Consider the following 15,411-nt stretch of genomic DNA (forward strand, 5'->3'; position numbering starts at 1 on the left):
CATTGTTGACCTCATAAAAAATATCTTTTATTAATCTATCAAGGAGCCTCAGATGACACCGATATATCGGCCAAAAATGAAAGCGCTTACAAAAAATAGACTTCGAGCAGTTTCAATTTCAGCTTCAATACTGATGTTAAGCAGTTCGGCTGTCATTGCTGACTCATCAAGTACTGCAGATTCATCAAATACAGTGAAACAGTCACATGCATTATCAGTACTGAGTCAAAGTGAGCAACAGCGTTTACAGCACCGTTTATCTCAGGTTGAATCTGAAATTGAACGTCTTTTACCTCAGCTCTCTTTAGAGGAAAAAGTGTCTTTAGTCCATGCAGGCGGAAAATTTCATATCCCAGCAATTGAGCGATTAAATATTCATGAAATGTGGATGTCTGACGGTCCTCACGGGGTTCGTTACGAAATTGACAGAAACTCTTGGGCACCTGCTGGCTGGACGAATGACTACTCAACTTATTTGCCGCCACTCACAGCAGTAGCCGCAAGTTGGGATCCTAACATGGCCAGTTTGCATGGGAATGTTTTGGGGGCTGAAGCACGTCATCGTAATAAAGACCTTATTCTCGGCCCAGGCGTTAACCTTGCACGCCTGCCATTGTATGGTCGCAACTTTGAGTACATGGGTGAAGACCCATACTTGGCTGCCACATTAGTCGTGCCAACAGTCAAAGCCATTCAAGCTAATGATGTCGGAGCAACCGTTAAGCATTATGCGTTAAACACCCAAGAGTTAAACCGTACTGGAGTGAATGCCAAACCTGACGAGCGAACCCTACGAGAAGTGTACTTGCCTGCATTTGAAGCTGCAGTTAAAGAAGCCAATGTGCATGCCATCATGGGCGCATATAATGAGTTTCGCGGCACTAATGCTAACCAAAGCCATCATTTGATTAAAACCATTTTAAAAGGTGAATGGGCCTACGAAGGTGTGCTCCTTACTGACTGGAATGTCGATATCAATACCTATGATGCTGCCATGAACGGCCTAGATATTGAAATGGGCACCGCTGTCGAAAGTTATGATGAATACTTTTTAGCTGATCCACTCCTAGCAATGATAAAAGCAGGTAAAGTACCTGAATCTGAGCTTGATGATAAAGTACGCCGTATTCTTAGAGTGCAATTAAGCATTGGCATGATGGATAAACAACGCTTATCAGGTGAACGTAATACTCAAGCTCATCGTGACGATGCTCGCACCATTGCGACCAATGGCGTAGTGCTATTAAAGAACAATAAACAGGTATTACCCCTTGATGCGGATAAGGTCAAAAACATCCTAGTGTTAGGGCCTAACGCGGATAAACGCCATGGCTTTGGCGGCGGGTCATCTGAGGTAAAAGCCTTATATGAAATCAGTCCACTTGATGGCCTTAAAGCAAAATTTGAACAAAATGGCCGTAAAGTTAATATTCAACACATGCGCCCTGCCAGTAGTGCATTTATGCCAATCCCAAATGACTACTTAACCACTCGTCATTGGACTGGGACCCCATCATGGCAAATTAACTATTATGCAGATAATCACCTTAAACAATTAAGCAGCGAATCATGGATTGCAGATCCGCAGTTTGATGCCAAAGGTCAGCAACAAAACGTTGAAATTCTTGCCAATATCAAACCGATGGAAACAGGAAAGCACACATTAAAGCTAATGGCGCAAGGTAAAGTAACCCTGTTGATTAATGACAAGGCCATTGTTGATGATAATGCGAAACCTGCCAATATTATTAACGCTGAAGTGGAACTGAAAGCTGGTGAAACTTATGCCTTTAAGCTTATTTATCAAGGTAAAGATAAAGTCACTTTAGGTTGGGAAACGCCAAACAGTTTATACAATTCAGAAGATGAGTATTTAGCCGCTGCGAAAAATGCTGATGCGGTAATTTATTTTGGCGGCTTAAGTCATGCAGACGATCGTGAATCGATTGATAGACCGGATATGAAGTTACCAGGCCAGCAAGATGAAATTATCGAAAAACTATTAACGGCAAATCAGAATACTGTCGTATTTATGATTGGCGGCTCGGCTGTAGAAATGCCTTGGGCTGAAAAAGCAAACGCTATTGCTTGGGGTTGGTATGGCGGAATGGAAGCGGGTCATGCCTATACTGACATCTTATTTGGGGATGTAAACCCAAGTGGCAAAATGCCGATAACCCTTCCTAAAAAGCTACAAGATACTGCACCTATCGCTTTAAATGACTATAACGAAAAAGAGTCGTTATATTCTGAAGGGGTATTTATTGGTTATCGCTGGTTTGAGCAACAAAAAATTGCGCCTGAATTCCCGTTTGGTCATGGTTTGTCTTACAGTGAATTTAGCTATGACGACATCAACTTCTCAAGTAGTAAACTAAGCGGAGATGATACGTTAACTGTCACTGCCAGTATCACTAACACTAGCAAAATCGATGGTGCTGAAGTTGTGCAGTTGTACCTTAATGATGTTAAGGCTAGTGTGCCTCGTCCGCTGAAAGAGTTGAAAGGCTTTGATAAAATCTGGCTAAAAGCTGGAGAAACGGGACAAGTTAGTTTCACACTGAATCAACGTGATTTATCATTTTGGGATATTAACACCAATGATTGGTTAGCTGAATCGGGTGAGTTTAAGATTATGCTTGGCTCGTCAGTGGAAGACATTAGGCTCCAAAAAAGTTTTAATTATCAGCAGTAATCAAAAGCTGTAAGAAAAAACTTAGTTATAGTTATAGTTATAACACTGCATTTGCGGGAATTGAGTCACTCAATTCCCGCTTTTAAATCTCAAATGTATAAAGCTAACTTATACCTGTCATTTGTTATCACTGCATTTTATGAGCGATTTGCTCCTTTAAACATTTCATAATGCTTTCAGCAGATTCTAACTCTCCAACTTGAAATAATATGTGCGCAGCGCATTCAGCCGTACACAGGCCTCCTTCAAGTTGATTTCTTCTTAGCTGATAAATGGATTCAACCTTGGTATCAATTGAGACTTTTTTAAGTTGCTTGAGATAAGGACTACGATTGTATATTTTGCGCGCTTCTTGCCACGTAGAGTCAATAATCACTAATGCGTCAAAATTTGAAAAAGTATCGGATTCAAGCCTAATACTGGTATCAATTATCTCTGCGGAATCAATTGAACCTATTACGAGGCTGGGCTGGGCTGGTAATTCAGGAAATAATAATCCCACATTCGCTGACGCGATTAACTGAGTCAGTTCCGGGTTGGGATTCACTCTGTCCCAAGGTATCACCAGTGCACGCTCTTCTAATACAGCTTTGACCCAACGACCTGTATTGCTCGGTCTAGTGAGCTCTTTTTGATGTGTAAGCAAGATGATTTTCAATACTTGTATACCTTTAACGAGAAAGAGACATATAACTACAGATAAGCTCGGCTGATTATTATATTCTATTCACAATATAGAAAAGCATAATGCCTCAGGAAGCGCGATTATAATGGAACTACAGCAATCACTCAGCCTTTTATTTACCATGTTCATACTAGCAATTGTTCCAGGCCCTGTTGTATTTGCGATAATTTCACGTTCTTTCTCTCATGGTTTAATGCCAGCAATGCAATTATTTCTCGGGGTACTCATCGCTGATTACCTATTTATCTGTATTGCGCTATTTGGCCTTACAGCACTTGCCAGTGTGATGGGCTCTGCATTTATTATTATCAAATATTGCAGCGCCGCTTATCTGTGCATTTTAGGCTTTCAGCTTATTAATGAGAAACCACAAGCAGCTCAAATTGCAGATATTGGAGAACATAATAATTTCAAAGGGATAAAAAATACCTCAACAGGCTTAATGATAGGACTAAGTAATCCCAAGGCCATTATATTCTACATTGGTTTTTTCCCTGCATTTGTCCCCTCAACCAATATTAGTGTCAACGATGCCTTGATCGTTATGAGCATCGCAACGATTGCCTTTGGAAGTATTAATCTTTGTTATGCATTAATGGCGGTGAAAGCGAGAAAAGTATTTAAATCAGCAAAAGCCAATCGCGTGATTAACCTAATAGCCGGAAGCATCATGATAATAGCGGGAATCTTAATAGCACTTAATATATAACAACAGCATCCCCAAATAGCTAAAAATGTTTTTTAAAATGTGAAACCATTTACTTTAGTTTTTCCTTAGATATACAGCGAAGATCCTTATTCAAACTGCAAAAATAACTCCAACTCCAAGCGACATCAACACGATCAATTTACCTATCAAATTTACTTATATTGTAGAGTTTGTATGTTGCAAAAAGGATTTATTGTTAATAAATGGTTTGGATATCATAATTTCATCCACACATATGTTGCATAACTTGCACTTAATCTACTGTATATAAATAAATCAATTACCTTTCTTATTGCTCGCGCTAAAATAAGTCATTAACTAGACTTATTTATCTATAGGTTTGCCAATGATTGTAGAAGTCAAAGTGCATTGCAGTCACTGCAAAGAACACCTAATGACAAACAATGAATACTACCCTGGTCGTTTCACTGATTGTGAGTGTCCAAGTTGTCTTACAAGATGCGAGTTTACTCAAAGTATTCAAGAAATGGTGTCTGTATCAAAATGGTACAAACCATTGAGTTGGGGTAAGCGAGTTCCTCTAACTGAAATTAAGTCATAATTTAAAGATTTTAAATTGGTTCAATCGTTGTTCAGGTATTGTTAGCTATAGTTAGCTTTCGATAATGGCACTTTGGTAAGAGCTTATTGAGCTAGGCTATATTTACTCAGCTTAATCTGTAAATCAGAGCCATTTTAAAAGAATCATTATCCACTCTTGCTCGCTCAGTAAAAGCCAACTGTGAGTATGCGACGTCATTTAATACCTTGATTTATCCGTTACATTTTGGAGTTCAATATGCAAATTCAATCGTCAGTTAGTACTCAACAAGTCAATGATGCAAGTGCAACTAATACGAGTATTACACCAGCAGAAAGTGCCAGTATTGCAACTTCAAAATCAAGTGCAAGTGCATCTCAAGTTGATAGCGTAAATTTAAGTGCTCAAGCTATAGCGTTATCGAACCAAGCCGCAACAACACCTAACCAAGCAGCTCAGCCCAAGCAAACTAATTCTGCTTTCTCTGAGAATGATACCCAACCATCATTACCCAATGATGGAGAAAAAATAGAAAACTATGTCCACTACAAAAAGGCTCAAGCTCAATATCAGTTCTATTCTGACTTAGCGGGTGTTGCTAATGGCAGCGATAATTCGATGAGTGCGACATCTGCGTATATGGTGAAAAATAACGATGATGCAAGAGCCGCCACCGTGCAGGCAGCCAACATGAACAACCAGCAAAATATGTTAGATACTTATATGCAAACCACTCAAAGTATTAATGAAAGTGTGTGAAGTGATAATTAATAACATTGATATAAAACATTCCCATCAACTCAATCATTGTTATGTAACAAGCAGTAAAAAATAAGCGTCTTTATTATATGAATAATCAATAGGCTGTTATCATTGCGAATAACAGCCTATTTTTTATTAGTTGATGTAATACTTTCATCTAAATGAGTACAAAATGAAGTTAAAAATACTAGCAGGGATTGCATTACTAAGCAGCTTTTCAACGCAAGCCGCTTGGTGGATTGAACCTACCGACTTACCTCTTCGCGCCGACATTCAACTCTTAGCAGATACAGGCATTATTCTTCAGCCTGTTACTACATTTCCATTAATGTGGTCAGGGATTAAGTCTGATCTTGATAACGCAGCTGAAAGCCCGATGTCAGTACATCAAAAAGATGCCTTTCATCGCGTCATGCGCGCCTACAACAAAGATCATAAAGCGGTGAACTTAAGCGCAGGTCTTTCTGGTGCCAATGAACAAGCACGCTTTATCGGCTACGGAAATGATTACCGTGATAAAGCTGAAGTTGAATTCACGGCAGAAGTCACTCAAGACTGGTTCAGCGGACGTTTAGCGGCAAGCTACCATTACGATGCCATCGATGGTAATGAATCACGCCTTGATAACAGTTTCGCAGCGGTAAAACTCGGCAATTGGATTGTTACCGGTGGTGCAGTACAGAAGTACTGGGGGCCAGGCTGGGATTCAGGTTTAATTCAAACGACAAACGCTAGACCTATGCCTGGTGTGACATTTTCAAGAAACAACAGTAATGCCTTTGAGACGCCATGGCTTAACTGGATTGGCCCATGGACGTTCACTACCAGCTTTAGTCAAATGGAAAGCGATCGTTATGTCGCTGATACTCAACACTGGGGCGCACGCGGTACCTTTAAACCTATTTCAAAGTTAGAAGTTGGTTTTTCATGGACTATGCAGTGGGGCGGTGAAGGCTACGGAAATAGCTTATCAGACTGGTGGGATGGCCTAACAAATGGCGGCGTTCACGAAAGTGAAGAGGTAAATGGTCAAGAAAACATGCTTGCGGGATATGATTTTAGATGGTCAGATACCGCATGGGGCGTGCCTTATGGCATTTATTACGAACGCATCCATGAAGATTATCACAATGGTAAAAACAAACTGATCAATGCGTCTAACATGGGCGGTGTTGATATTTACATTGCTGATTTAAGCACCCGGTTTTTTGCAGAATACTCTGATACTGCAGCATCATGCGGCTTAGAATCTGATGTGTACAACTGTATGTACGAGCACGGTTTTTATCAAGATGGTTATCGATACTATGGCAGAAGCTTAGGTAGCACTTACGATAATGATTCGCGAGTGGTGGTGCTAGGCGGCATTACTCAGCTTGAGCATGGCCAAAGTCTTAGCACTAAGTTCCGCTACGCTAAATTAAACTTTGATGGTGTCGATACTGGAAATCCGTCAGGCGGGAACCCAGTATCACCAGGCCGATATGAACGCTTATACCAAGCTGATGTTAGTTACCATCGTCCATTTTACGAAGGTAAATTAAAAATCGGCGGTACTGTGGGCTATAGTGAATACCCAGAAATTGACACCAGTAGCGATTGGGAAACCACTTTCTACGCTGGTTGGGAACGTGATTTCTAAGCAGTAAAAGTTTATAAGTGATTGAACAATAGCCCATCAAACTTGATGGGCTTCTTTTATTTATAAGCAAAAATTTACAACCTGCTTTATAGCCCTTTATCTTCCCACTGCTGCTTTTTACGGTAAATCGTTGAAGGACTTACATCTAACAATGCAGCAGCTTTAGGGATATTGCCATCACATTGCTCTATCGCTGTTTCAATGGTGATCTTTTCTGTTAGCCAAAGAGGTTGAATATCTTCTGCTGATCCGATGACATCAACGGGTTCAGCGAGTGCAACAGCAGAACTGCTCACGTTACTCTGATTCGCACTTGTATTGCCCCCAATAGCCGCATCACTTGCGGTAAGTGAACCATCACGTATCAATTCTTGCGATTTGGCATTAATCTCTGTGACAGTGGAAATAGCAATGGGATTCACTTGCGACTCGCTTTTAGAATCAAGTTTAGCTTGCGATAATGCCGCAGTTACCTGTGCAGGTAACATGTTAATTGCCACCTCATCGGCAATATTAAGTACTACGACCTGACGGATGACATTTTGCAGTTGGCGCACATTACCCGGCCATGAATACTGGGTAAAACACCTTTCAACTTCTGAGCTGAAACGTTTAAATGTTTTGCCTTCTTCTTTGCTATATTGTTTAAGTAATTTTTTAGCAATAGAAATCACATCTTTACCGCGCTGGCGCAGTGGCGGTAATTCAATAGGAATGACATGAAGGCGATAGTATAAGTCTTCTCTAAATCGGCCATCTTGCACTTCTTTCCATGGGTCACGATTTGTTGCGCTGATAAATCGCACATCGACTTTTTCTTCTTTACTGCCGCCCACACGTTGAAATACACCAGTCTGAATAAAGCGCAGTAATTTGCTTTGCAGCTCTAAATCCATCTCACACAATTCATCAAGAAATAACGTCCCACCATCTGCACGAGTTGCCGCGCCGTCTCGATGACTTACAGCTCCAGTAAAGGCTCCTTTAGTGTGACCAAAAATTTCACTTTCAATCAAATCTTTTGGAATTGACGCACAATTAAGCGCAATAAAAGGCTCTTCAGATCTGATCCCCGCTTCATGAATTGCTTGGGCACAAACTTCTTTACCGGTGCCACTTTCACCAACGACAAAAACTGATGCCTTACTATTGGCAACACAATCAATCGTGTTATACACCGTTTGCATAGCCAGGGAGTCACCAATAAAACCATGGAAATTAGTTTTAGGAAGGCTGTTTTCATAATTAGACACTAATGCCAATAAGTCTCTTTGCTTCAAAGCATTACGTACGGTTATTGATAACCTTTTACTGTCGAAAGGCTTTATCAAAAAATCAAACGCCCCCGCTCGCATCGCATCAACGGCTAAATCAATCGTGCCGTGAGCAGTAATCATAATCACTGTAATATTGGGGTATTCTTTTTGCACCTTAGTCAAAATATCCATACCCGACATGTCCGGTAATTTGATATCCAGTACTAATAAATCAGGCTGTTTACGCGCTAATTCTTTTAATGCATCTTCGCCAAAATTAACATGGGTCACTTCCGCGCCTTCTGCGCAAAGGTACTCACTGTATAACGCACCTAATGACATACTGTCTTCTACAAGAATGGCACTAAATCCCATGTGATAATTCCTTTTGGTATTCAACTATATTATTCATCGGTTTCTATTTTAAACCTTTGCTTAATTTCAGATAAACTTTGTTCGGACACGCTAAATATTTGTTCAAATAACGCCGATAGTGGTTCATTGCTTGTTCTAGAAGCCGCTTCTAACTGTGTTGCCACTTCAGATAATTTCTGCGCGCCAAAACTACCTGCACTGCTCTTAATAGTGTGCACTTGGTCTTCGATCTCGTCACGGTTTCCATCTGGAGTGAGCGCTTTTAAGGTGTCAATTCGCATTAACGTTTCACCATAAAAAACCTTCATCATTTTAGCCAAGCTCGCTTTACCTACCGCTTGTTCTAATTCATCAAAGACCCGTTGATTTAATAATGTATTATCAGTTGCACTGTCATCTTGAATCTCAGCCTTGTTTTCAGAAACTTCATCGCCGATACCATCAGTCACATTATCACTAAGTTCATTGCTGGCAACAGCCAAATCTATATCTGAGCCTGAGTCTATATCTAAATCACTGCCTGTATCAGAGCCAGCATCAGAGTCTGTATCAGAGCCAGAATCTGCAAGCGTAAATTGCATCCCCATTGTCATAACGCTGTCTTGCTTTACCTGACCAAGCCAATGACTCACACCTGAAATCAAATCAGATTTGTTAACCGGTTTACCAATACAATCCAGCATACCTACCGCTTTACAAGCAGCAATTTCTTCACTAAAGACATTGGCCGTCATCGCTAATACGATTTGATCAGGCTTATGGGCTAAGATTTTTTGGCAAGCTTCTAGTCCATCCATTTCAGGCATTCTGATGTCCATCAAGATCAAGTCAAATTCTTGTTTCAGCGCGAGTTCAACCGCTTCAACGCCATTATTAGCGTAAGTCATCACAGCGCCTTCATTAGTCAGCATAGTCCCAGCAACCATTTGGTTTGCAGGACTATCTTCGGCCAATAATATGCGGCAACCGTCAGGTAAGGTGGCAATTTTCTCTAATGGTTTTTCATGAGTATTATCAGCCGTTGCGCCTTTAATTAAACTCAATAACATTGCACGGCTTAATGGTTTGCTTACTGACTCTTCAATACCTAATGCAGAAATAAGCGTTTGAGCATCATTATTCACTCCTGAAGATAAAGCTGAAATATACCCAGACTCAAATAAATAGTCGCTACGCAGTGAAGTAACTTCTTTTTCTTGTGCGGCTAGTAAACAAGTATCATCCAACATCACTAAATCAAAACGGCCACGGATTCGAGCGTTTTTAAACACTGAGCTAACCTGGTGTTCGTATTTAGTCTCAACACCATATTGACTATATTGTTTCTTAATCAACTTACATACCGTTTCATCAGGGTGGAGTAACAGCACTCGAGGGTGTTCTGGTAATCTGACATTATGGTTTGTCGCTTGACTAGACTCATCTAAAAGAACAGAAAGCGTAAACTGACTGCCCTCTCCTAACTTACTGGTCACTGAAATTGAACCGCCCATCATTTTTGCCAGTTCAGAACAAATTGCCAAGCCTAATCCCGTACCTGCATAACTCGTAGTATGAGTGTCATGAACTTGTGAGAACTCACGGAATAGTTTCTCTTGTGATGCTTCACCAATACCAATACCTTGGTCAGTCACGCGACAGCATAATTCCACTTTGTCATTACCACGATTAGGGATCCACACTTCAACTGAAATACAACCATGGGTCGAAAACTTAATCGCATTATCCACTAAGTTCTGAACGACTTGCCTAATTCGCTGCGCATCCCCCACCAGCATTTGCGGCACATTACGATTAATGTAACTGGCTAAATGCACGCCTTTATCGTGGGCTTTATGGGATAAAATTTGCAGTACCTGAGCCACAAGCTGATCAGGCTCAAATTCTTTGGGATCTAACACCATTTGACCCGCTTCAATTTTAGAAAAATCAAGTATGTCATTGATGGTGCTGAGCAATACCGAACCCGCTTCTTTAGCAGTTCGCGCATACATGCGCTGACCTTTTTCAAGGCTGGAGTCCAACAGCAAATCAACACTGCCTAAAACAGCATTAAGCGGCGAGCGAATTTCATGGCTCATAGTTGCCAAGAAACGGGATTTCGCTTTACTGCCTTCCTCCGCTTGCTCTTTAGCTTGGCGTAACTCTTCTTCTTTGGTTTTTTGCTCTGAAATATTACGTAAGAATGCGGTGTAATACATTTCATCACCTAGCTGAATTGGAATCACCCTTAATTCAACTGGGAACTCGTCGCCTGCTTTATTATGCGCAGGGACTTCTATTCGATTATTCAATACAGGGCCTTCACCGGTCTTACGATGATGGTCCATGCCATTTTTGTGCGCCTTATGAAAGCCATCTGGGATAATGAGGTCTTCTAGTAATTCGCCTAGTGCTTCTTCACGTTCATAACCAAATAGTTTTACCGCAGCAGCATTAAACTCTTCTACACGGCCGGCAATATTAATGGTGATTAACGCATCATGACTGGCTTCTAAGGTCGCTAAATGAATTGACTGAGTTCTTGCAGCTGAAGCTTGCTCCTTTTTAAGCTCAGAGACGTCTTTTATAAACCCGAGGAACAACACTTGACCATCAATTTCCATTTTGGAAATTGATAACTCAATAGGAAATAAGTGGCCATCTTTATGTTGCGCTTGTAACTCTCGACCTCGACTGAAACCGATTATTTTTGCATCGCCACCATTTAAATAGTCTTGAATGTAACCGTCATGCATAAAACGATCAGCCATCGGCATTAAAATCGACACATTCTCGGAGATTAACTCATCTTTCTGATAACCAAATAATTTACTGACAGCTTTATTAACTTCATTAATCACACCATCTACATCAATAATAACAAACCCATCAGCTGCAGAGTCTAGAATGGTATTTAGGCGAACATTGGCTCCTTTTAAATCGTGTCGTTCTTCATCTACGGTTTTTAGCATTTCATTAAATGCATTGGTGGTATCGGTAATATCTTGAGTACCAGGTTCATCCACCTGCACTCCCATTTCACCATGCAATACTCTTTTTGAAGCATGCTGAATATTAAATACATGCTTAATTAAGCGTAAGCCTTGAAACCAAGACAAAATAGAAATCAGAATAATAACCAGCAGCATCAGAGCACTATATTTCATTGCAACACTGACAACACTGTCATCAAATTCTTCAGTGTTGACCATCAGTTTAATTTCAACCCCAGTACCATTATTGGACTGTGCTTCCACTAAAACTAAATCCTCAACATTTACAGGATCAGTAGATTCGAGTAACTCAAAAATACCTTGGTTATTTCTTTGGGCAGCATAAAGTCGGTTGTCGCCTTTAAATACCTGAACAGACTCAATATGGCTGATGTGATGTTCTTCTAAAGATTGCTTAAGCAGTAATATAGATTGGCGTGGATTATTGACATCAACACTATTGGCCACTAAAACGGCAGACAAGTGACCTTGTTGTTGAATTTCAGTTTGATTGGCAATTTGGATTACTCCGAGGCTGTTAAAAATCAGCAGCAAAAGTAAAGCCGCTTGCATTAACCCAATTGCGATAATGGCTTTTAATCTAAAAGACAAATTCCTTCTCCTAATGCCGCTTGAAAACCTATCCATGTTATTGAGAAATAACCACTATAAATCCAATATAAAGCATGCCACAACTCACTATGGAACACCTCGTTGCATTTTGCAAAAGTTAATTTGCAAAATGAAAATACGCAATATTGCATATTGCGAATAATCGAATATAACTCTGATAATCAACAACAAATAAATTTGGGAACATAAATTGCTTTAACTCACTATACCTCTTTATTTTTAGGAAACAGCTATGCAAAATGCAAGTGCTCCTGCAAAAAGAATGTCGATTTTATTAGTAGAAGACACTTTTAGTGAGCGTTATTACATTGCTAGCCTCATACAGAGCTTTCAGCCAGAAGGCGTGGAGTTCGTCATCACTCAATGTGAAGATGGGCTAACTGCATTTGATACTTGTAAATTACATCACTTTGATTTAATCATCAGTGATTGGCGCATGCCTAATATGAGTGGTGTAGAGCTATGTAAACGCTTAAAAGAGGCCAATAATCCTGCATTTTTCTTATTACTTACCGGAAACGATAAAACTGAGGACATGGTCTACGCCATGGAAACAGGCGCTGACGACTACATAACAAAGCCGTTTCTCGCCTCTGTTCTTAAAGTAAAAATACTTGCTGCAGTAAGGTTAATACAAGCCAAAAAGTTAATTATTGATAGTAAGCTTGAACTCGAATCAATCCTCAGCCAAAAACAAACAGAACTCAAACAAGCCGCAGCACTGCAGCAATCTTTATTACCCAAAGACAATTTGATATTTGATAACTGGGAAATTCAACACTATTTTGAACCAGCAGCAGAACTGGCTGGTGACATTTTCCAATGTTTTAGAATTTCTGAAGACTGGATAGGCTTTTATGTGATTGATGTATCAGGTCATGGGGCGCCTTCAGCAATGTTGAGTTTTACCTTGGCACAAGGATTATCTCCGCAGCGAATGGACTGGAAACTCCCAGCAGAAATCTTAATGCAACGGTTAAATCTGTTGTTTGACGACCCTGCCAATTTAGGTCAATTCGCCACTGTCATTATCGGAAAAATTAATACTCAAACGCACACAGTACAAATGTGTAGCGCTGGTCACCCTATGCCATTTTTACTATCTAAACTCGGTGTTAACACTCTTGAAATCCCATCGGGCCTCCCTATTGGGATAGACAATAATAGCCAATATAAAAGTGCTGAATATCAACTCAATTCAGGTGAACAGTTATTACTTTTCTCTGATGGCGTTTATGAAGTTAGCCACCCCTTACACGGCATGTTTGGCTTAGAACGATTTAAACAGCGTTGTTTAGAAGCCAAAGCAATGCCGGCGCATCAACTGCTTAAGCATCTTATATATGTGCTGAATCTTTGGAAACAGAATGACCCCCAAGATGATATGTCTTTACTGCTTTTTTCAGCACCTTAATATCTATTACTGATAGTAATCATATGGATAAATACGATGCCTTAAATAGATTGCTCTAAGGTTCTATCTGAGATTAAAGAAATCGAGAATGAAATGAATGAAATGAATGAAAACTGAAAATAATAACTCTAAGGTAAATAACTAAACTTTAACCAGCAAAGTCAAAATGAAAAATTGCTACATCGGCTTTTAAGGATTAATTATGAATAGCTTACAAATGAATACATTATCAATGAATGCAAAACCAATGGATAGCTTGCAGATAAATATTGCTTTAAACGAAATGACACCAGAGCAAGTTTATGACGACATTGAAGCCTTTTTCATTGTTAATAATATTGATTCAAAGCAAAGGTTTAAGCTCATGCTATGTATTTTAGAGTCGGTTAATAACGTGGTTCAGCATTGCCCAGAAGATGCAGAAACTGTCACAGTGATGCTACAAAACCATCAAGATAATATTGTCATTGATATATTGGACAATACCAAATATGTAAAACTATCAGCGCCCAAAAAGTGTCCAGAAATCACCCAGCCCAATGGCCGTGGTTTATGGATAATGGAGCAATGGATGGATCAAATCGAAAAGCAAGCCACAGTGCTTGGAACACATTTAAGGCTTTCTATGCAAAAGCAGCCAGCCTAATATTGTTCTAAAACTTGCTCCATAGTGCTGTATTAGTGCTGTATTAGTGAGATATTAGTGCTGCTGTTTTTACAATAGGTTTAGGCCAGAATCTGGACTCGAGACTAAGAGCATAAAGTGATGCACTCATTAGTTTTGCTGATATCGATTGGTCAGCATTTGAGATGACAAGAACCAAAATAGCGTTTTATATGAACTGACTAATTAACCATGTTTGTAAGGTCAAAAAAGGCAATATTTCGACATAGACAATGGCAATGGCAATGGCAATGGCAATGGCAATGGCAATGGCAATGGCAATGGCAGCATCAAATGGTTTATTGACCGTATAGAGAACTCTATTAACTTTAAACCTAACTCATTTCTGGACAGAAATCATTTAGATCAAAGGGTCTAAAGGTTGGTCGTGGGATTAGTAAATTTTGCACAATAGAAACTCTATTTTGTTTGAGCATTCGAAATATACAGACACATTAAAGGGAAACTGCCAGTAACAATCGTTAACAATTTACCCTTAAGTTTAAGTAACTGGTCAGCCATTGTTAATTAGATCGTCTAAAAACTATAGATTAGAGTAATTACTTCAAACTTTAATAGTTATTTATTTTTCCCCTGTTAGTATGCGCTCCCTTCAATAACTAACGACTGAAATAAACCATAGTGGGTTAGTTAAGGCTTTGTGGCCACATGGAAGCATTTTATTCAGTAAATTTTTTGAGGCTAAGTAATGAGCGAAGTAGAAGTGTTTCTCGACATGTTCTTAAATGAAAGTGGAATGATGATGTTAGGGAACATTGGTTTTTATGCACTTTGCTTATCGTTAGTTTGTCTGTTTTGCGATAAAAACAAACTGCAAAATACCCATTAGTAACTTTCTCGTGTTAACTGTAACACTGAAGGTTATGGCCTCTACGCCTAGATAACAGACTAATTGGTTAGCTAAGATTAGTGTGGTTTAGCAGAGCCTGCTGATAGCAACTGTCTACTTAAACCACTTGTGACATCTCTTTATAAAATCACCATATAAATATCTATTTCGCCCCCAGTAAATACAGAAGATTTTAACGCATTGAAAGCC

At 39.7% G+C, this 15,411-nt stretch carries 11 protein-coding genes; 8 read left to right on the top strand and 3 right to left on the bottom strand.

Features of this window, described 5'->3' with window-relative positions; translation table 11 throughout:
* Positions 1-52 precede the first annotated feature (52 nt).
* A complete protein-coding gene (locus AB4153_RS11160; protein ID WP_371997431.1) occupies positions 53-2,695 on the top strand; it encodes a glycoside hydrolase family 3 C-terminal domain-containing protein in 2,643 nt (880 codons plus the stop codon).
* Positions 2,696-2,822: 127 nt separating this feature from the next.
* Here AB4153_RS11160 and AB4153_RS11165 read toward each other — a convergent pair whose 3' ends face one another.
* Positions 2,823-3,422, bottom strand: coding sequence for a tRNA-uridine aminocarboxypropyltransferase (locus AB4153_RS11165; protein ID WP_371997446.1), 600 nt, complete (start codon positions 3,420-3,422; stop codon positions 2,823-2,825).
* A 43-nt stretch (positions 3,423-3,465) separates the two neighbouring features.
* Between AB4153_RS11165 and AB4153_RS11170 the strand changes: the two genes are divergently transcribed.
* The 4 genes from AB4153_RS11170 (at position 3,466) to AB4153_RS11185 (ending at position 7,034) form a co-directional block, all read left to right on the top strand.
* Entirely contained in the window at positions 3,466-4,089 is a 624-nt protein-coding gene (locus AB4153_RS11170; protein ID WP_229372429.1) for a LysE family translocator, read from the top strand.
* Between the two features lie 394 nt (positions 4,090-4,483).
* Positions 4,484-4,651: a hypothetical protein gene (locus AB4153_RS11175; protein WP_371997432.1), complete on the top strand. Its 168-nt coding sequence runs from the start codon at positions 4,484-4,486 to the stop codon at positions 4,649-4,651.
* A gap of 237 nt (positions 4,652-4,888) precedes the next feature.
* Positions 4,889-5,389, top strand: a complete 501-nt coding sequence (locus AB4153_RS11180) for a hypothetical protein (protein ID WP_371997434.1) — start codon at positions 4,889-4,891, stop codon at positions 5,387-5,389.
* A 175-nt stretch (positions 5,390-5,564) separates the two neighbouring features.
* Positions 5,565-7,034, top strand: a complete 1,470-nt coding sequence (locus AB4153_RS11185; protein ID WP_303515725.1) for a capsule assembly Wzi family protein — start codon at positions 5,565-5,567, stop codon at positions 7,032-7,034.
* A gap of 86 nt (positions 7,035-7,120) precedes the next feature.
* Here the strand turns inward: AB4153_RS11185 and AB4153_RS11190 are convergent, their stop codons facing one another.
* Together AB4153_RS11190 and AB4153_RS11195 are read right to left on the bottom strand one after the other, a co-directional pair.
* Complete coding sequence (locus AB4153_RS11190; RefSeq protein ID WP_303515723.1) at positions 7,121-8,665, bottom strand: sigma-54 dependent transcriptional regulator; 1,545 nt, start codon at positions 8,663-8,665, stop codon at positions 7,121-7,123.
* Between the two features lie 29 nt (positions 8,666-8,694).
* Positions 8,695-12,252, bottom strand: coding sequence for a PAS domain S-box protein (locus tag AB4153_RS11195; protein ID WP_371997435.1), 3,558 nt, complete (start codon positions 12,250-12,252; stop codon positions 8,695-8,697).
* Positions 12,253-12,505: 253 nt separating this feature from the next.
* Here AB4153_RS11195 and AB4153_RS11200 point away from each other — a divergent pair, with 253 nt between their 5' ends.
* From AB4153_RS11200 to AB4153_RS11210, 3 genes are all read left to right on the top strand, one after another.
* Positions 12,506-13,687, top strand: coding sequence for a SpoIIE family protein phosphatase (locus tag AB4153_RS11200; protein WP_371997436.1), 1,182 nt, complete (start codon positions 12,506-12,508; stop codon positions 13,685-13,687).
* A gap of 202 nt (positions 13,688-13,889) precedes the next feature.
* Positions 13,890-14,333, top strand: coding sequence for an ATP-binding protein (locus tag AB4153_RS11205; RefSeq protein WP_371997437.1), 444 nt, complete (start codon positions 13,890-13,892; stop codon positions 14,331-14,333).
* A 727-nt stretch (positions 14,334-15,060) separates the two neighbouring features.
* Positions 15,061-15,201, top strand: coding sequence for a hypothetical protein (locus AB4153_RS11210; protein WP_371997439.1), 141 nt, complete (start codon positions 15,061-15,063; stop codon positions 15,199-15,201).
* Positions 15,202-15,411: the final 210 nt, after the last annotated feature.

This window comes from Shewanella sp. 10N.286.52.E4, assembly GCF_041468785.1.
Classification (GTDB): domain Bacteria; phylum Pseudomonadota; class Gammaproteobacteria; order Enterobacterales; family Shewanellaceae; genus Shewanella; species Shewanella electrodiphila.

Coding starts and splice junctions, on each gene's coding strand:
- AB4153_RS11190 (WP_303515723.1), bottom strand. CDS start 8,665: ATGGGATTTAGTGCCATTCTTGTAGAAGACAGTATGTCATTAGGTGCG.
- AB4153_RS11205 (WP_371997437.1), top strand. CDS start 13,890: ATGAATAGCTTACAAATGAATACATTATCAATGAATGCAAAACCAATG.
- AB4153_RS11160 (WP_371997431.1), top strand. CDS start 53: ATGACACCGATATATCGGCCAAAAATGAAAGCGCTTACAAAAAATAGA.
- AB4153_RS11185 (WP_303515725.1), top strand. CDS start 5,565: ATGAAGTTAAAAATACTAGCAGGGATTGCATTACTAAGCAGCTTTTCA.
- AB4153_RS11170 (WP_229372429.1), top strand. CDS start 3,466: ATGGAACTACAGCAATCACTCAGCCTTTTATTTACCATGTTCATACTA.
- AB4153_RS11210 (WP_371997439.1), top strand. CDS start 15,061: ATGAGCGAAGTAGAAGTGTTTCTCGACATGTTCTTAAATGAAAGTGGA.
- AB4153_RS11180 (WP_371997434.1), top strand. CDS start 4,889: ATGCAAATTCAATCGTCAGTTAGTACTCAACAAGTCAATGATGCAAGT.
- AB4153_RS11200 (WP_371997436.1), top strand. CDS start 12,506: ATGCAAAATGCAAGTGCTCCTGCAAAAAGAATGTCGATTTTATTAGTA.
- AB4153_RS11175 (WP_371997432.1), top strand. CDS start 4,484: ATGACAAACAATGAATACTACCCTGGTCGTTTCACTGATTGTGAGTGT.